Below are 17,691 nucleotides of genomic sequence, written 5' to 3'. Positions count from 1 at the left end.
TATAGGAAAAGAGGGGACAAAATGGAACAAGGAATACAGCCGCTGAATCCGATAGCGATTGATCTAGGTCCCATTCAGGTACATTGGTATGGGCTAATCATCGGTTTCGGTGTGTTATTGGGTCTTATTATCGCATTAAGGGAGTCGGAGCGAAGAGGTCTTGATAAGGAAATATTTACTGATTTGATTTTGTTTGCTGTCCCGATCGCGATCATTAGTGCCCGTATTTATTATGTGATCTTCCAATGGGAGTACTATTCACAAAACCCGGGGGATATCATAAAAATATGGAATGGCGGAATTGCCATACATGGTGCGTTGATCGGATCGGTGCTGACTGCAATCGTTTTTGCAAAGGTCAAGAAGGTCTCATTTTGGAAGCTGGTGGATATTGCTGCACCGAGCTTATTGTTGGGGCAGGCGATTGGCCGTTGGGGTAATTTCATGAATCAGGAAGCGCATGGGGGAGAAGTAACACGGTCATTCCTTGAAAATATGCATTTGCCTGAATTCATCATAAATCAAATGTACATAAACGGTACGTATTATCACCCAACCTTCTTGTATGAATCGATTTGGAATATCCTCGGAGTCATAATTCTCTTAAGTTTACGGAAAGTGAACTTGCGCAGGGGGGAACTGTTTTTAACCTATGTAATATGGTATTCCATCGGACGTTATTTCATCGAAGGATTGCGGACGGACAGTTTGATGCTGACGGAGTCACTGCGTATCGCACAAGTGATTTCGATAGTGTTGATAGCTGTAGCCATTGCTTTAGTGGTCTATAGAAGGGTCCGCGGGCATGCAGACAAAAGATATTTAGATGCATAGGTAATATGTGAAAAGGGAGAGGGCATAGTGATAGTGGATTCGGTTAAAAAGGGACTTCTTTCAGGCTTGAATACAACCTGGTCTTTGGGGAAAGTGATATTTCCGGTTACTCTGATCGTCACTGTGCTTCAATATACGCCTGTATTGCCGTTCATCATCAACTTGATAGCGCCTTTGATGAATCTCATCGGTCTTCCAGGGGATGCTGCAATTCCGCTTGTATTAGGGAATTTCCTGAATTTATACGCAGCGATTGCAGGCATATTAACGCTTGATTTGACTGTGAAAGAAGTTTTTATCATCGCTATGATGCTATCTTTTTCACATAATTTATTGATCGAGTCAGGTGTGGCGATGAAAACCGGTGTCAAGCTGTGGGTCATCCTAACAGTACGGATCGGGCTTGCGCTTTTGTCCGCTGTCGTCATCAATCTTGTTTGGCAGGGCGGATCTGAAATGGCCCAAGGAACGGCTATCGGGCAGGCTGCAGAGATTAACGGAACGGGAGCAATCCTTTTCCATGGGGTCATCCAGGCCCTTTCAGGCATTGGCCAGCTGGCGGTCATCGTTATTCCGCTCATGGTTGCGGTTCAAATCATGAAGGATTTAAAGTGGCTGGAAGCCTTCTCGAAAGCCGTTGCCCCTTTCATGAAGGTCCTGGGGATGAAGCCGAATGCTTCCATGCCTTTCGTTACAGGCCTGACTCTCGGTTTGGCATATGGTGCAGGCGTGATGATTCAAGCGGCTAAAGAGGATAATGTTTCGAAGAAGGATATGACGATTGCATTCATCTTTTTAGTTGCCTGCCATGCTGTTGTAGAAGACACACTGATTTTTATTCCGCTGGGGATTCCGGTCTTGCCGTTGTTACTTATTCGGCTGCTCACTGCCATTGTTTTAACGATGGTCGTTGCGTATATATGGAATCGGACTGATAGGGTACAGAGAAAGGAAGCTGTATATGAACAGTAACATAACTACATTATTATTTGATCTTGATGGTACGTTGATCAATACAAATGAATTGATCATCGCCTCTTTTACAGAAACTTTAAACCACTTTTGTCCTGGAAAGTACAATCGGGAAGATATCATTCCATTTATCGGACCGACTTTGGTCGATACGTTTTCTTCCATCGATCCAAAACGTGTGGATGAAATGATCGCATACTATCGGGAGCATAATTGGAGGAACCATGATTTGCTTGTCACACAATTTGACGGGGTGTTCGAAACCGTTCAAACGCTGAAGCAGAGCGGTTATAAATTGGCAGTCGTAACGACAAAGAAGCGCGATGTCGTCGAAAAGGGCCTGCGTTTAAGCAATCTGGATCAGTTCTTTGAAGTGGTGGTCACACTGGATGAGGTGGAAAAGGCAAAGCCGGACCCAGAGCCTTTGGTAAAAGCTTTACATCAGCTCGGTTCGGTTCCTGAAGAAGCGATCATGATTGGCGACAGTTATCATGATATCATGGGCGGGAAAAATACAGGTACAAAAACGGCAGGGGTCTCCTGGTCCATTAAAGGCCGTGAATTACTGGAAAGCTATCACCCTGATTATATGCTTGAGCAGATGGCGGATTTATTGAGTATCGTTGAGGTTGAAAAACTCACGGAGGCTAGAAAAAAATGAGACGCACGTCCCGCTATCCAGTTGAAGGGGCCAATTCACTATGGCATGTATATAAGACCGTTCCATTCTGGAAAGTCGTCAAGAATTTTGTGGTGATACAGCTAGCGCGTTACACGCCTTTTCTGGGCATGAAGAATTGGCTATACAGGACTTTTTTACATATGAAGGTCGGGAAGCATACTTCGTTTGCCTTGATGGTCATGCCGGATGTGATGTTTCCGGAAAAAATAACGGTCGGAATAAATACTGTCATTGGCTATAATACGACGATCCTTGCTCATGAATATTTGATTCATGAATATCGTTTAGGAGAAGTGGTCATTGGCGATGAAGTATTGATTGGCGCGAATTCGACCATTCTTCCAGGACTTTCAATTGGTAATGGGGCGATTGTCTCTGCGGGGACGCTTGTCCATAAGGATGTTCCGGAGGGAGCTTTCGTTGGCGGGAATCCAATGAAAATCATATATACCAAAGAGGAAATGCTTGAGAGAGAGCAGCAAACCTCCTTATGAAAAAAGGGACTTGCCCCTATATGCGGCAGGTCCTTTTTTAATGGCATTTTGGGTATAACGGAGTCAGTTCATTCTTTAGACGCTCTATCACTTCGTTGATTGATACATTTTCCTGGTTCACCGTCGCTTCATACGTTTCTTTTAAAATTTGAAAAAACCTTTCCTGTGCCTGTTTTTCCATATTGAGCTTGTCCTCCTATCATCTAGTAAAGATTTATGAAGAGGGAGCTGAACGACTTCAGCCCCGCATCTCATTTATCTATTCCGATTTCAATAAATCGGCAACCAATACGTACCGTTCCGGTGCACTACCAATATATGAAAACGGGTAGCAGGTTGTTACTGTAAGTGTGGCTTTAGGCTTGGGAACGATCACGGTACGGTCATCTGCATCGACGATACGGACCTTCCTCACTTTATATGTAAACGTACCTGCTTCTGTCTTGGCAATCAGCAAGTCACCCTCGCCGACTTCACCTAGATCTCTGAAAATTGTATCTCGATGACCGGATAAAACGGAATTATCCTTTTCACCGGGAAGGACGGACCACGCATAATGGCCGACGCCCTTTTCGAGCTCATCTTCGTACGTTCCGTGATAAATCGGGAGTGTTGCTTCGATTTTTGGAATATATAGCTCACCCATCAAATCACCGGTTTCCGGTCGTTCTTCATATAGTTCAATGCCATCAGGATTATCTGCTTTCGTCTTCGGTTCGGGGAGCTTAGCCGTTGCTTCCGTCGTGTCAGAATTATTCCATTTATATAGGGCATAGCCTTTTAACAGCGTATAAGCGTTTGTCGTTGTAAAATAAAAACCTAAGGTCAAAAAGCATACAGCAGTGATAAGCAACGATTTTTTCTTATGCCTGGATTGCCTTTTTTTGCTCATCTTAATTAGTGAGTCTCGCTTTTCTAATTAATCCGAAAGCGATACCCATCAACACTAAACCGAATAAAGCACCGAATAAATAATTACCTGCCGTTTTAGGAAGCACTCCGCCTTTTTCCGTTTTATGCTCAGGTTTTGCCGGTTTCTTCTTTTCTTTTTTTACCTCAGCCACTTTAGAAATGACCTCAGTGGACTGTTTCATGTCATTGCCGGTTTCTTTCACTAAATCGGAACCGATCATTTCACCGGTCAATGTAAAATCGAGCAGGAACTTGCCGTTTAAATCATAAATGGAAACTAGTAAACTAGCATTCGTCAATTCCTTAAGCTGGAATAATGCATCAAGGGAAAGGTTTGTCTTGGCACCATCCTGAATTAAAGCGAATTTGAATTGAATTTGCAGCAAGCTTTGAAGATCATTATATATCGAAAGCAATTCTGCCACTTGTTCTGCAGATAATTCATCAATTGTTTCAAAATACTCTAGTTGATTCATCCTATCGGAGATCGCCATTAAACGAGATTCAAAAGAAGGGTCTTCGACGATAGGCAAAAGGTGGTTCATGAATCTGTCGAGCTCTTCGTCCGTAAGGCCGATCTCAGTAAAGAGACCATCCATTAAATCGCTGATCTCTTCTTCATCATATTCCATCTCTTCCTCATCATAATTCATTTCTAAATCGATGATATCCTCAATGTCGTAAATGAAATGGAAGGTATCGATGATGGAATCCCCCTCTTCCAGTTCGCCGTATTCCATTAGTAATTCAGTAAGTTCAGCTTCTGTCATTTCATATTGTTTAAGTAGATTCTGTAAGGTCTCAGGAGTGACGGCAGGTCCTAATGTTTCACGCAACTCTTCTGCCGATTTCAATTCATTCAATGTTAAGTCGTAATAGGATAAATACTCTTCCAATTCTTCTTGCGTCATTCTAACTTCAGAAAGGTATGCATTAAGCTCATCCTGGTTGATCTTAGTTGCCGCAAAACCCTTCGTTCCGCTTGAACCCAGTGAAAAAAGAACGATAAGTGCCACAAAAAACGAAAAATATTTCTTCATTCCCATATCCCCCTAAATTTCTCTAATATTGCCAAACCCCTATGTATTATAAAACAGCTAAACCAAAAGGTACACATTAATAACAATGAATGGCTAAAGATAGGAGGAATTGTCTGGGGAAAAGGGCTTAAACCGATCGTGAAGAATATTCAAGACCGACGTGGTATGGAAGGAATGGGATTAGGCATATTTTCCTTGACGTGAGGTGGGGGCGGGGGTAAACTATTAATAACTTCAACCTGCTACCATATTAGCGAACTAAAGTAATTTAATAGATTATTGCGATTATTTATATGATTATGTCATTTAATTTGATACTATTTTTATATGTTATCCGAAAATTGGATTTAAGCGTGAAAACCTTGGAAAGATAAAGGGATAAACAAAATAGGGAATGGGTGCATCGGTTTTTGCCTAAGGCGGACCGATTGGATATAGATAGTAATCAATATTGCAAAAGGATGTGCAGTCGTGACAAAGCCATTTATGTTTGAAAAACCATTAGGCATGAGAGATACATTGCCGGTGCTGTATGAAACGAAAGTGTCGGCCAGAAATAAAATGAGTGATGAAATCAAGAAGTGGGGCTATCAATTTATTGAAACGCCAGCTTTGGAATATTATGAAACAATTGGCGAGGCTTCAGCAATATTGGATCAACAGTTGTTTAAACTTCTTGATTCCCAGGGGCATACGCTCGTACTTCGTCCCGAGATGACAGCGCCCATTGCACGGGTCGCAGCATCCAAGCTGCTAAAACAGCAAATTCCGCTTCGCCTGGCCTATTCCGCGAATGTATACCGGGCACAGCAGCGTGAAGGAGGCAGGCCGGCAGAATTCGAACAGATTGGCATTGAATGTATCGGAAATAAGTCAATAAGTGCCGATGCTGAAATGATTGCCCTGCTTGCGGATGCTCTAAAGGCTGCAGGGCTTCAGGAATTTAAAATTTCCATTGGACATATCGGATTTCTGCAAGAGTTTTTCTTGAGTATTCTAGGTACGGAGGAAAGGGCCTCTATATTAAGGAAGTTTTTGTATGAAAAAAATTATGTTGGTTATCGCGAGCATGTTAAATCACTGCCGCTTTCATCCATTGATAAACAACGGCTTATCGAATTTACCTCCTTACGTGGCAGTGAAGGAACCGTGGAAAAGGCGCTAGGGTTGGTTGAAAATAATAAAGGGCAAGATTCTTTGGCTGAACTGAAGGAATTGTCTGCGCAGCTAAAAGAATTTGACGTTGAACAATATGTGAGCTTCGACCTAACATTGGTCAGTCATATGAGTTATTACACGGGAACTTTATTTGAAGTGTATGCCGGACAAGTCGGTTCTCCAATCGGCAATGGTGGCCGGTATGATAATCTGCTTGAGAAGTTCGGCTGGAATGCTTCGGCCACAGGTTTTGCAATCCGGGTGGATCGTCTTGCAGAAGCTCTTGGGGAGCCGATTCAGCCTGTCGCGCCAGAATGTATTTTATTCAGTCCCGAACGAAGATTGGAAGCGATCGGTTTTGCAAGGGAAAAACGCTCCGTAGGGAAATTGGTAACGATTCAGGATATTACAGTCGTCCAAAATGTCGATGCTTTTACACGGACATTTTCTGAAGTTTATTTATTCGTGGGGAACGGGGGGAATGGAAAAGATGAATAATAGCTTTTTAACGATTGCCATGCCGAAAGGGAGAATATTTGAAGAAGCGGCAGAGCTATTAAGAAGGGCCGGTTTTCGTCTCCCTCCCGAGTTTGATGATTCCCGGAAATTGATCCTTGAGGTGGAAGAAGAGAATCTGCGGTTCATTTTAGCTAAACCGATGGATGTCGTAACCTATGTGGAACACGGCGTCGCTGACATTGGAATTGCAGGGAAGGATGTCATGCTTGAGGAAGAACGTGATGTCTATGAGTTACTTGATTTGAAAATCAGTGCCTGCTACTTGGCTGTAGCTGGACTGCCAGGTACGAAAATAAGTGACATCGCCCCCAAAATAGCCAGTAAATACCCGAATGTTGCTTCCAGTTATTTTCGCGAGCAGGGGGAGCAAGTCGAGATTATAAAGTTGAATGGGTCTATTGAGTTAGCACCGTTAATTGGTTTAGCTGAACGAATCGTCGATATCGTTTCAACCGGGCGGACATTGAAGGAAAACGGTCTTGTGGAATATGCGAAAATCGCCAATGTGACTTCGAGGCTGGTAGCAAACCCTGTCAGCTATCGAATTAAAGAAGCAAGGATTACCGAAATCGTGGAACGGCTAGCAGAAATTATTGAATAGTAAAGAATCGCTAATGAGGTGAAGGTATGAAAATAGAACGGTTTGCTGAAGGGATTTCCCTGAAACGCTCGGTTGAAGCAGGTACTGCCGATCAAAGAAAAGCGGTTCAGGATATTATTTATGATGTCAGGAAAAGCGGAAACGCGGCTTTACATACCTATACCGAACGTTTCGATGGTGTCAGTCCAGGGGAATTGCTTGTATCGGAGCTGGAAATGGAAGAAGCGACAGCGGCATTGACTGCTGAGCAGCTTGAGATTATTCAAGAAGCTGCGAATAATATCCGAATGTTTCACGAGAAACAAATTCGAAATTCATGGTTTACGACTGATGATACGGGAACGATGCTAGGACAAAAATTGACACCTCTTGATGCTGTAGGTGTTTATGTACCTGGAGGCACAGCGGCCTATCCTTCGTCAGTATTGATGAATGCACTGCCTGCGAAGGCCGCGGGGGTGGAACGGATCGTTATGGTATCTCCTCCAGGGAAAGATGGGAAATTATCGCCAGCGGTTTTGGCAGCCGCTAAAATTGCCGGAGTTAAGGAAATCTATAAAGTTGGCGGGGCCCAGGCCATAGCTGCCCTCGCTTATGGGACGGAAACAATTAAGAAAGTGGATAAAATAGTGGGTCCGGGAAATATATATGTGGCGTTAGCGAAGCGCGAAGTATTCGGGGATGTCGCCATTGATATGATAGCAGGTCCAAGTGAAATAGCGGTATTGGCGGACGAAACGGCCATCGCTGCAGAAGTAGCGGCAGACTTGTTATCACAGGCGGAGCATGATGCCCGGGCTTGCAGTGTTTTGGTCACGACTTCTACGTCTCTTGCAGAAGAAGTGGCTGAAGAAGTGACCAAGCAGGTGGCGTTGCTTCCACGTCATGATATTGCTGCAGCCTCGATAAGGGATTATGGAAGAATCGTTGTATGCGGGAATATGGCAGAAGCTGTTGAAGCGATTAATGAACTTGCACCGGAACATTTGGAAATTGTGACCACAGATGCACTTGAAATCATGGCTAAAATCCGCCATGCCGGTGCAATCTTCATTGGCCGCTATAGCTCGGAGCCCGTCGGGGATTACTTTGCAGGCCCCAATCATGTGTTGCCTACCAATGGAACCGCCCGTTTTTCCAGCCCGCTGAATGTGGATGATTTCCAAAAGAAATCGAGCATCATCATGTATAGTGAAAAAGCCTTCCGCAAAAATGCAGAAAAAATCGCAGCATTTGCCCGAATGGAAGGATTGGAGGCCCATGCCCGTGCCATCGAATCACGTGGTGTGAATGAATCGGGAAAAGGTCCTGAATGATTAAATAAGTGAAATCAGTGATATAAAAACTTTAGACATGCTTTTACATCTTAGGAAAAGGGGTCGTACCCCGTTGAGGAGGAGCTGTAATGGAACGTTTTGCTAGTGTGGAGCGAAAGACGAATGAGACGGAAATAAGTTTGAAATTTGATGTGGATGGGGAAGGTAATTCCTCCATTAAGACCGGCGTTCCGTTTATGACGCATATGCTGGATTTGTTCACGAAACACGGGAAGTTTGATTTGACAGTAGATGCAAATGGGGATACGGACGTGGATGATCACCATACAACTGAAGATATTGGCATTTGCTTGGGTCAGACGTTATTGGAGGCCCTTGGAGACAAGCGCGGGATAAAGCGTTACGGAAATGCTTTCGTACCTATGGATGAAGCACTCGCCCAGGTTGTCATCGATTTAAGCAATCGTCCGCATCTTGAGTTCCGGGCTGAGTTTCCTTCGCAAAAGGTCGGTACTTTCGATACTGAACTGGTGCACGAGTTTCTTTGGAAATTCGCACTTGAAGCCAGGATGAACCTTCATGTAGTCGTTCATTACGGTCACAACACACATCATATGATCGAAGCAATATTCAAAGCGCTTGGACGTGCATTGGATGAAGCTACGACAATCGATCCACGTGTCAAAGGCATCCCTTCGACGAAAGGAATGTTGTAAATGATCGGGATCGTCGATTATGGCATGGGGAATTTATTTTCTGTAAGTAAAGGGCTTGAGCGCCTTGGTGCCGATTCATTCATTTCCGATGACCCAAAAGAACTTTCAAAGGCGAAAGGGATCATACTTCCCGGCGTTGGCTCTTTCAGGGATGCCATGAGTCTCTTGGAAAAACAAAAGCTGGATGAATTTCTGCGGGGATATGTAGCGGATGGGGGGTATCTATTAGGCATCTGCCTTGGTATGCAGCTTCTCTTTGATGAAAGTGAGGAAAATGGACCGGCAAAAGGATTATCCCTCATCCCGGGAAAAGTCGTTCGTTTTAAGGGAGTGGATACGAATGACCAGGTTTATAAAGTGCCGCACATGGGCTGGAATCGACTTGAATTCAAACACGCATCACCAGTGAATGAGGGGCTGGAAGAGGAACATGTTTATTTCGTCCATTCATACTACGTCGATACAGATGAATCATTCGTTACCGCTTCGGCGACGTATGATGTGGAAGTGCCGGCGATCGTTGGTAAAGGGAATGTATTCGGCATGCAGTTCCATCCGGAAAAAAGCGGGAATATGGGTATGTCACTCTTGAGAAATTATCTGTCATTAGTAGAAGGGAAGGAAGAAGCATGAGCAACTTTACTATTTACCCGGCGATTGATATGCGCGGAGGCAAATGCGTCCGCTTAATCCAGGGAGATTACAATCAGGAAACCGTTTATGGTGATTCCCCCTTCGATATGGCTAAAAGCTTTGCGGACCAAGGAGCCGGTTGGATACATATGGTCGACCTTGACGGAGCTAAAGAGGGAGTAAGAATCAATGATTCATACGTAATTAAAGCGGCAAGTGAGTTAGGCGCCCGCATTCAAATCGGCGGCGGAATCCGAACGGAACGGGATATAGCCCATTATCTGGATAATGGAGTGGAACGTGTCATTCTAGGCAGCTCGGCCGTTTCAGACCCTGATTTCACTAAAGATATGATTAGGAAATATGGAAGCCATATCGCTATCGGGATCGATGCGAAGGATGGCAAGGTTGCCACTCATGGCTGGCTTCAAACGTCTGGAACCCTTGCGGTAGATCTTGGCAAACTACTGGCCGATGCTGGTGCCGAGACCTTTATCGTGACTGATATCGCGACGGATGGCATGCTTTCAGGGCCGAATGTGAAAGGTATATTGGCCATGGCGGAGGCAACTGGTAAAAACGTGATTGCTTCAGGAGGGATTAGTTCACTCGAAGACCTTATCACCCTCAAGGAGTATGAAGCCCAAGGAATTGCAGGGGCTATCATTGGCAAGGCACTTTATACCAACCGCTTTACTGTAGAAGATGCACTAGAAAAGGTGCGTGGTTAAATGCTCACTAAACGAATTATTCCATGTCTCGATGTAAAAGATGGGCGTGTAGTCAAGGGCATACAATTTGTTTCCCTTAGGGATGCTGGAGATCCGGTCGAACTTGCAGCCTTTTACGACCAAGAAGGTGCCGATGAGCTTGTCTTCCTGGATATTTCCGCATCACATGAAGGCAGGGAAACGATCGTCGACGTCGTTCAAGCGGTAGCGGGCAGCTTGGCAATCCCGTTCACGGTGGGCGGCGGCATTAATTCATTGGCGGATATGAAGAAGATCCTGCGGGCCGGTGCCGATAAAGTATCCTTAAATACAGCAGCCATCCTCCGTCCTGATTTAATTAATGAAGGTGCTGATTATTTTGGTTCCCAATGTATCGTGGTTGCCATAGACGCCCGATATGATGAAGGGCTTGGGTCTTGGCGCGTATATACCCACGGCGGCCGGAAACCGACTGAATGGGAAGTGACCGAGTGGGCGAAGGAAGCCGTATCCCGCGGTGCTGGGGAAATTTTATTGACAAGCATGGATTGTGACGGCGAGAAACAAGGGTTTAATATCGCTTTGACAAAAACGGTATCTGAAGCCGTTTCAGTTCCGGTCATCGCCTCTGGCGGGGCAGGCAACGCTGAACATTTCCAGGAAGCCTTCCAAGAAGGTAAAGCCGACGCAGCATTGGCGGCATCTATTTTTCATTATAAAGAAACATCCGTTAAAGAAGTCAAAGCGTTTCTCAAACAACAAGGAGTGGTTGTACGATGAATCTTGAAACTATTAAATACGATGAAAAAGGTTTGGTACCGGCAATTATTCAAGATGCAGGAACAGGCGAAGTGCTGACACTTGCTTACATGAATCAAGAATCTCTGCAATTGTCGATTGAAAAAGGGGAAACGGTTTTCTTCAGCCGTTCGCGCAATGAATTATGGCATAAAGGAGCAACCAGCGGCAATATCCAGAAAATCACCGAAATGAAGTATGACTGCGATCAAGATGCATTGGTCGTTCGGGTCGTTCCTGCAGGTCCTGCGTGCCATACAGGGGCAACAAGCTGTTTTAGCGAAACGATTTACCAAAATGGTGAAGCCGGACAACACGTGAAGGCGGATGTGACTTTCTTGACGGAATTGGAAAGATTGATTGAAAAAAGAAAGTCGGAAATGCCTGAAGGTTCATATACGACCTACCTATTCGATAAGGGCGTGGATAAGATCCTGAAGAAAGTCGGTGAAGAAGCGGCAGAAGTGATCATTGCTGCTAAGAACCGTGATGCAGAGGAACTTTCGATGGAAAGTGCCGATCTCCTCTATCACTTATTCGTTCTTCTTCAAGAGCAGGAGCTGCCTTTCCAAGCGGTGCTTGATGTATTGAAGGCTAGACATGCCGATAAGGACGAACCGAAAGAAACCGAATGAATGTGATTGCCCTCCGTCAATAGGAGGGCTTTTGTGTGTATTTGCGATGGCGAGCAGCGATCTTGAATCCCCATATGACAAGGAAAATGCTTCGATTTTTCTTGAAGAAAGCTTGATGATTCCCGTTTTCCATTTTCTTGAATTGTTCGGCAAATTTTCTCCAATATGTTATAATACTATGGTTAATCAACTTGTAGATGGAGGATTACATGAGTAAAGACTCTAAATTTGGCCAACAGGCAAAAATTCTAACCTTTCACCCAACAGGTGAGTATTATTTCACCAAGGGTTTAAAAGCTTATCATAGACGGGAATTACCTAAATCAAAGAAATACCTGGAACGTGCGCTGGAACTTGAACCTGCTGAACCGATGATAGCTTGTCAATTGGCAATCACTTGCTCGGAAATCGGTGAATATAATTATTCAAACAACCTTTTGGAAAACATCTTGGATGTGATGGATCCCTATATGTCGGAATGTCATTACTTCCTGGCGAATAATTATGCCCACTTAGGCATGTTCAAGGAGGCTTATCGTCACGCCAGTGCTTATCTTGATAAAGAAGAAGACGGGGAGTTCAGCGATGACGCAGAGGATCTGCTTGAATTGATAACTTTTGAGTCGGATGAGTCAGAAGAAAATCCCTTTAAGCATGATGGGCTCATTACCAAACAGGAACAAGCCCGTGAGTACCTGGAATCAGGCAATTTCCCGAAGGCGATCGAAGTGCTGAAAGAAACGATTGCCGAGTACGAGGATTACTGGTCCGCTTATAATAACCTGGCACTTGCCTATTTCTATCTTGGTCAAGTGAATGAAGCTTTTGCGACACTTGATGAGGTACTGGAAAAAAGTCCGGGAAACCTGCATGCGCTTTGTAACCTTGTTGTATTTCATCATTATCAACAGGATGAGGCAAAGGTTGAAGAGCTCATACAGATGCTGGAGAAAATTAGGCCGATGCTATCCGAACATCGTTTCAAGCTTGGAGCGACCTTCGCTCTGATCGGAAATTATGATTCTGCATATAATTGGCTTAAAGGACTTCAAAAGCAAGGGTTCGAAGGAGATGGAACCTTCTACTATTGGCTTACCATTTCCGCTTACCACTTAGGCCACGAACAGGCTGCTAAAAAGGCATGGAAAAAGGTCGTGGAAATGAACCCGGAAAAGGAAGGCATGGAGCCTTGGGGAGATATGAATGCAACTTCAGATGGTTTTGAACATCATTTTCCTTCTATTATAAAAAGGCTGGAAAGTGAATTCATCGAAGAAAGGCTTTTTGCCATTTTCCTTCTGAAACATTCGGTTCATAAACAGAAGCTATTGAAAAACCAGGTCCTCAACCTAAACCAGAATTTCACTGACTTGGAACGTGATTATGCCGAACTTGTTCAAGGTCCTGCTAAAGATCGCCAATTAACACCGATTGATTTTGCCGATCGCACAGCTGAGTTATTATATCAGCATTTCCAACCGATACAATTAAATGAAGCCGGGCTCTATTTAATGTGGTTTTCCGTTTTCATCGAAGCGGTGAAATCCGAGCAGAAGCTAAATAATCCTGCAGGATGGGCATCTGCGGTGGAGTACGTGTGGATTCAGCTTAAAAGTGAGAAGGCGAGCAAACAGGCAATCGCAGACAAACATTTCATTTCGGTGTCCACCTTATCGAAGTACGTGAAGTTGGTTCAAAACTTAATCGGATGAGCAGATATTTGGACGAAAAATTATTTGTTATATAGGATAATAGGTAGGGAACACTAACCGTAGTGAAGGTTCCATTTGTAATGGAATATGGAGGAGTGAAAACATGTCTGAAAAAATTTATGACGTTGTTATTATTGGAGCTGGTCCTGCAGGGATGACGGCGGCTGTCTATACATCACGTGCGAACCTTTCAACATTGATGTTAGAACGCGGAGTACCAGGCGGGCAAATGGCCAATACGGAGGAAGTTGAAAATTATCCTGGGTTCGACACTATACTCGGACCTGAACTTTCAACGAAAATGTTTGACCATGCAAAGAAATTCGGTGCGGAGTATGCCTATGGGGATGTTAAGGAAATCATCGACGGTGAAGAGTATAAAACGATCAAAGCCGGTTCAAAGGAATTCAAAGCACGTTCAATCATCATTTCATCTGGTGCCGAATACAAGAAAATCGGCGTTCCTGGCGAAAAAGAATTGGGCGGCCGCGGTGTATCGTATTGTGCAGTTTGTGATGGTGCATTCTTCAAGCAAAAAGAACTGTTCGTTATCGGCGGCGGAGACTCTGCTGTTGAAGAGGGTGTGTACTTAACCCGCTTTGCTTCAAAAGTGACGATCGTTCACAGACGTGACGAACTTCGTGCTCAAAAGATTCTTCAAGATCGTGCATTTGCCAATGAGAAAATTAACTTCATCTGGAATCACACTTTGAAGGAAATCAATGAAAAAGGCGGCAAGGTCGGCGGTGTCACACTAGTTTCCACTGAAAACGGAGAAGAGACAGTGATGGACGCAGACGGTGTATTCATTTATATCGGAATGCTTCCGCTAACGAAACCATTTGAAAACTTGGGCATCTTGAACTCAACAGGCTATATTGAAACGAATGATCGGATGGAAACACGTGTACCTGGTATTTTTGCTGCAGGTGATGTTCGTGAAAAAACATTGCGCCAAATCGTTACAGCTACAGGCGATGGAAGCATTGCCGCCCAATCCGCTCAGCATTTTGTTGAGGAACTTCAAGAAAAATTGCAGCCAAAGGCTTGATATCACAAGAATATACAATCGTAATTCCGTTTTAACGATGTTGTAACACGCGTGAAATAATGATTCGGTATAGTAGGGGATAGAAGTTGACCCCCTTTAATTATAAACGTTTAAGGACACAGAATAAGTTTCTGTGTCTTTTTTTTGTTTTCCTGCTTTGAGACTATATCTTTAGTTCCAATTTTTAGGATGTTCCCGAGCGGTTTTTAATGTGAAGTAAGCCTTTCCTTTGCATTTAGGAAGCGAAAGTGGAGAAGAATAGGAGTTAAGCAGGATAAAGGCTTACCTATGTGATTCCTTGCGAATGAAGATTCCCCCAATGCAGGAAGTTTACTTTATTGTTTGCTCATTTTAAAAATAGTATAATGATAAGATATACTAAACATATATATATCTTTCATAATGGTAAGAAGATGAAAAATACAACTTGTTTGAACTATTAGCATTTGTAAATCGCCAAATGGATATCTAGCGGCGGTTTAAGGATATAAACTGAATCTCTTCAACACGGGGGGTGAAGGTTTCTATAGTCGAGCAGAGCCAATCGAGGTGAAGAACGTGCAACGTGTCACAAACTGTGTATTGATCAGAGATAATCAAATCCTCTTATTGAAAAAGCCTAGACGCGGATGGTGGGTAGCTCCCGGCGGCAAGATGGAACCTGGGGAGTCTGTACGCGATGCTTGCATTAGGGAATATCGCGAAGAAACGGGCGTTTATTTAAAAAACCCTTCCATCAAAGGTATTTTCACCTTCATCATGAAGGACGGAGATAAAGTTTTATCAGAATGGATGATGTTCACTTTCTTTGCAACGGATTCCGATGGTGTAAATGTGGATGTTTGTGAAGAAGGGGAACTTAGCTGGCATCCGGTTGAAGATGTTAAAAAGCTGATGATGGCTGAAGGTGATTTTCACATCCTGGATTATATGGTTCATGGCAGTGGGATCATCTATGGAACCTTTACCTATACGCCAGAGTTCAAGCTGCTTTCTTACCGGTTGGATCCAGGTTAATTTTTAGATATAAAAAAGATTGCTATACATGGGGGCGGAGAAACTATGAGTACAGGGCAGATGAGTGAAACGCAATTGGTCATCATTACCGGTATGTCCGGAGCAGGCAAGACAGTGGCGGTTCAAAGTTTTGAAGACCTCGGCTTTTTTTGCGTCGATAATTTGCCGCCCACGCTGTTGCCAAAGTTTTTGGAGTTAATGAAGGACTCCGGGAATAAGATGAATAAAGTGGCTCTTGTCATGGATTTAAGGGGAAGGGAATTTTTTGATTCCTTATTTCTTGCACTGGATAATTTAACGGATGCAGCTGCAGTATCACCAAGAATCCTTTTTCTTGAAGCGGATGATGATTCCTTGGTACGCAGATATAAGGAAACGAGAAGGACCCATCCCCTTGCTCCATTAGGTCGGCCATTGGAAGGCATTAAAATGGAACGGGAACTTTTGGACGAATTGAAGGGAAGGGCCCAGCTGATCTTTAATACTTCCCAACTGAAGCCGCGCGAATTGAGGGAGAAAATCGCTTCGGAGTTTTCTGCCGATAAAAGTGTCGGTTTTACAGTCAATGTCATGTCGTTCGGGTTCAAGCATGGTCTGCCCATAGATGCCGACCTTGTGTTTGATGTACGGTTCCTGCCAAATCCATATTATATTGATCATATGAGGCCAAGGACTGGTTTGGAACAGGAAGTGTCGAGTTACGTTTTAAAATGGAGTGAGACGCAAAAATTCTTGGAAAAAGTGACCGATCTGCTCGCTTTCATGCTTCCATATTATAAACGTGAAGGGAAAGCACAGCTTGTTGTTGCGATTGGGTGTACAGGCGGTCAGCACCGTTCTGTAGCTTTGACGGAGTATATTTCAAACCACTTCAAAAAGGATTACAGGGTTCAAGTATCACATCGCGATATCGAAAAAAGTAAGGGGAAAGCAGATGTTAGATAAAAAGAAACAGCCTAAGGTTGTGATCATCGGAGGGGGAACCGGCCTTCCTGTTTTGTTGAGAGGGTTAAAGAAGCATCCGGTGGATATAACGGCAATCGTAACGGTTGCTGATGATGGTGGAAGTTCAGGCCGCCTTCGCGAGGATATGGATATTCCCGCTCCGGGTGATATTCGTAACGTGCTGGCTGCGTTATCGGATGTAGAGCCCCTTGTTGAACAAATGTTTCAGCATCGCTTTCAGAGTAAAAATGAGTTGTCAGGGCATTCGCTTGGGAATTTGATACTGGCGGCAATGACTTCGCTGACCGGGGATTTCGTCCATGCGATCCAGGAAATGAGTAAATTCCTTAATGTCCGCGGTAAAGTGCTTCCGGCTGCCAACCAAAGTGTGGTTCTCCATGCAGAGATGGATGACGAAACGATTGTTACAGGAGAATCCAAGATTCCCTTCTCAGGAAAGAAAATAAAAAAAGTATTCCTGTCTCCTCGTCATATAAAGCCGCTTAGTGAAACTCTCCAGGAAATCAAGCAGGCAGATCTTATAGTCATAGGTCCAGGAAGCCTATATACTAGCATTCTGCCTAACTTACTTGTCCCTGGTTTAGGAGAAGAGGTAGCCCGTTCCAAGGCTAAGAAGGTGTACATTTGCAATTTGATGACACAAGCCGGCGAGACTCTGGATTATAGCGCGAGTGATCATATAAAAGCGATATATGACCATATGGGAAATGCATATATTGACAGGATACTTGTTAATAATGAGGAAATACCAACCGAGATTCAGCAGCGCTATCAAGCTGAATATGCAAAACCGGTCATGTATGATGTGGAAAGCTTAAAAATGATGGGTCTTGAAATCATACAAGAACGCATTTTCAGCTATGAAGGGAATGTAATACGCCATGATACGAAAAAAGTGGCGGATTTGCTTTATAATATGCTTGTAAATGAAACAAAAAGCCACATAGTACCGTAGATATAAGCG

General features: G+C 43.9%; 20 protein-coding genes. 17 read left to right on the top strand and 3 right to left on the bottom strand.

The annotated features are described in order from the left end of the window. The first annotated feature begins 21 nt into the window (after positions 1 to 21). From lgt to MHB45_RS22995, 4 genes are read left to right on the top strand one after another with little or no spacing between them, the layout of a single operon-like run. Positions 22 to 834 (top strand): prolipoprotein diacylglyceryl transferase, encoded by an 813-nt coding sequence (gene lgt / locus MHB45_RS23010; protein WP_034309934.1) that lies wholly within the window; start codon positions 22 to 24, stop codon positions 832 to 834. Positions 835 to 861: 27 nt separating this feature from the next. Further along, positions 862 to 1,806: a nucleoside recognition domain-containing protein gene (locus MHB45_RS23005; RefSeq protein WP_340908113.1), complete on the top strand. Its 945-nt coding sequence runs from the start codon at positions 862 to 864 to the stop codon at positions 1,804 to 1,806. Continuing rightward, complete coding sequence (ppaX, locus tag MHB45_RS23000; protein ID WP_048687991.1) at positions 1,796 to 2,467, top strand: pyrophosphatase PpaX; 672 nt, start codon at positions 1,796 to 1,798, stop codon at positions 2,465 to 2,467. Before MHB45_RS23005 ends, ppaX begins: the two co-directional genes overlap by 11 nt. Next, a complete protein-coding gene (locus tag MHB45_RS22995) occupies positions 2,464 to 2,982 on the top strand; it encodes an acyltransferase (RefSeq protein WP_048687993.1) in 519 nt (172 codons plus the stop codon). The genes ppaX and MHB45_RS22995 overlap by 4 nt, the downstream gene beginning before the upstream one ends. Positions 2,983 to 3,019: 37 nt before the next feature. Here the strand turns inward: MHB45_RS22995 and MHB45_RS22990 are convergent, their stop codons facing one another. The 3 genes from MHB45_RS22990 to MHB45_RS22980 form a co-directional block, all read right to left on the bottom strand. Continuing rightward, positions 3,020 to 3,163 carry a hypothetical protein gene (locus MHB45_RS22990; RefSeq protein ID WP_153246169.1) on the bottom strand — a complete coding sequence of 48 codons (144 nt, stop codon included), beginning with the start codon at positions 3,161 to 3,163 and terminating at the stop codon, positions 3,020 to 3,022. A gap of 78 nt (positions 3,164 to 3,241) precedes the next feature. Further along, positions 3,242 to 3,874: a class D sortase gene (locus tag MHB45_RS22985; protein ID WP_176702812.1), complete on the bottom strand. Its 633-nt coding sequence runs from the start codon at positions 3,872 to 3,874 to the stop codon at positions 3,242 to 3,244. 1 nt (position 3,875) lies between these two features. Then, positions 3,876 to 4,934 (bottom strand): processed acidic surface protein, encoded by a 1,059-nt coding sequence (locus tag MHB45_RS22980; protein ID WP_048687997.1) that lies wholly within the window; start codon positions 4,932 to 4,934, stop codon positions 3,876 to 3,878. Positions 4,935 to 5,405: 471 nt separating this feature from the next. On the opposite strand from MHB45_RS22980, the gene MHB45_RS22975 reads away from it, so the two are divergent. The 13 genes from MHB45_RS22975 (at position 5,406) to MHB45_RS22915 (ending at position 17,682) form a co-directional block, all read left to right on the top strand. Further along, a complete protein-coding gene (locus MHB45_RS22975; protein WP_072272263.1) occupies positions 5,406 to 6,590 on the top strand; it encodes an ATP phosphoribosyltransferase regulatory subunit in 1,185 nt (394 codons plus the stop codon). Further along, on the top strand, positions 6,583 to 7,212 hold the full coding sequence (hisG, locus tag MHB45_RS22970; protein WP_034311625.1) for an ATP phosphoribosyltransferase: 630 nt from the start codon (positions 6,583 to 6,585) through the stop codon (positions 7,210 to 7,212). The genes MHB45_RS22975 and hisG overlap by 8 nt, the downstream gene beginning before the upstream one ends. 26 nt (positions 7,213 to 7,238) lie before the next feature. Continuing rightward, positions 7,239 to 8,528: a histidinol dehydrogenase gene (gene hisD, locus MHB45_RS22965; RefSeq protein WP_048688002.1), complete on the top strand. Its 1,290-nt coding sequence runs from the start codon at positions 7,239 to 7,241 to the stop codon at positions 8,526 to 8,528. Between the two features lie 89 nt (positions 8,529 to 8,617). Next, a complete protein-coding gene (gene hisB, locus MHB45_RS22960; protein ID WP_048688005.1) occupies positions 8,618 to 9,205 on the top strand; it encodes an imidazoleglycerol-phosphate dehydratase HisB in 588 nt (195 codons plus the stop codon). Next, a complete protein-coding gene (gene hisH, locus MHB45_RS22955) occupies positions 9,206 to 9,838 on the top strand; it encodes an imidazole glycerol phosphate synthase subunit HisH (protein ID WP_048688008.1) in 633 nt (210 codons plus the stop codon). It abuts the gene before it with no gap. Continuing rightward, entirely contained in the window at positions 9,835 to 10,569 is a 735-nt protein-coding gene (gene hisA, locus MHB45_RS22950; RefSeq protein WP_048688010.1) for a 1-(5-phosphoribosyl)-5-[(5-phosphoribosylamino)methylideneamino]imidazole-4-carboxamide isomerase, read from the top strand. The genes hisH and hisA overlap by 4 nt, the downstream gene beginning before the upstream one ends. After that, positions 10,570 to 11,328: an imidazole glycerol phosphate synthase subunit HisF gene (gene hisF / locus MHB45_RS22945; RefSeq protein WP_063595784.1), complete on the top strand. Its 759-nt coding sequence runs from the start codon at positions 10,570 to 10,572 to the stop codon at positions 11,326 to 11,328. Then, complete coding sequence (gene hisIE / locus MHB45_RS22940) at positions 11,325 to 11,981, top strand: bifunctional phosphoribosyl-AMP cyclohydrolase/phosphoribosyl-ATP diphosphatase HisIE (RefSeq protein WP_048688014.1); 657 nt, start codon at positions 11,325 to 11,327, stop codon at positions 11,979 to 11,981. The genes hisF and hisIE overlap by 4 nt, the downstream gene beginning before the upstream one ends. Before the next feature lie 209 nt (positions 11,982 to 12,190). Then, the gene (locus MHB45_RS22935) at positions 12,191 to 13,693 is read left to right on the top strand and encodes a tetratricopeptide repeat protein (protein ID WP_048688018.1); all 1,503 of its coding nucleotides are present in this window, start codon (positions 12,191 to 12,193) and stop codon (positions 13,691 to 13,693) included. Positions 13,694 to 13,796: 103 nt separating this feature from the next. After that, positions 13,797 to 14,744 (top strand): thioredoxin-disulfide reductase, encoded by a 948-nt coding sequence (trxB, locus tag MHB45_RS22930; RefSeq protein ID WP_034309960.1) that lies wholly within the window; start codon positions 13,797 to 13,799, stop codon positions 14,742 to 14,744. A gap of 558 nt (positions 14,745 to 15,302) precedes the next feature. Beyond that, complete coding sequence (locus MHB45_RS22925; RefSeq protein WP_034309963.1) at positions 15,303 to 15,761, top strand: NUDIX hydrolase; 459 nt, start codon at positions 15,303 to 15,305, stop codon at positions 15,759 to 15,761. A gap of 45 nt (positions 15,762 to 15,806) precedes the next feature. Then, a complete protein-coding gene (rapZ, locus tag MHB45_RS22920) occupies positions 15,807 to 16,706 on the top strand; it encodes an RNase adapter RapZ (RefSeq protein WP_048688021.1) in 900 nt (299 codons plus the stop codon). Beyond that, positions 16,696 to 17,682, top strand: coding sequence for a gluconeogenesis factor YvcK family protein (locus MHB45_RS22915; RefSeq protein ID WP_048688023.1), 987 nt, complete (start codon positions 16,696 to 16,698; stop codon positions 17,680 to 17,682). Before rapZ ends, MHB45_RS22915 begins: the two co-directional genes overlap by 11 nt. Positions 17,683 to 17,691: the final 9 nt, after the last annotated feature.

Origin of the sequence: Peribacillus sp. FSL K6-5616 (assembly GCF_038008245.1) — a bacterium.
Lineage (GTDB): Bacteria > Bacillota > Bacilli > Bacillales > DSM-1321 > Peribacillus > Peribacillus frigoritolerans.
The sequence above is the reverse complement of the archived record's forward strand: the minus strand, read 5'-3'. Positions and strand labels throughout refer to the sequence as shown.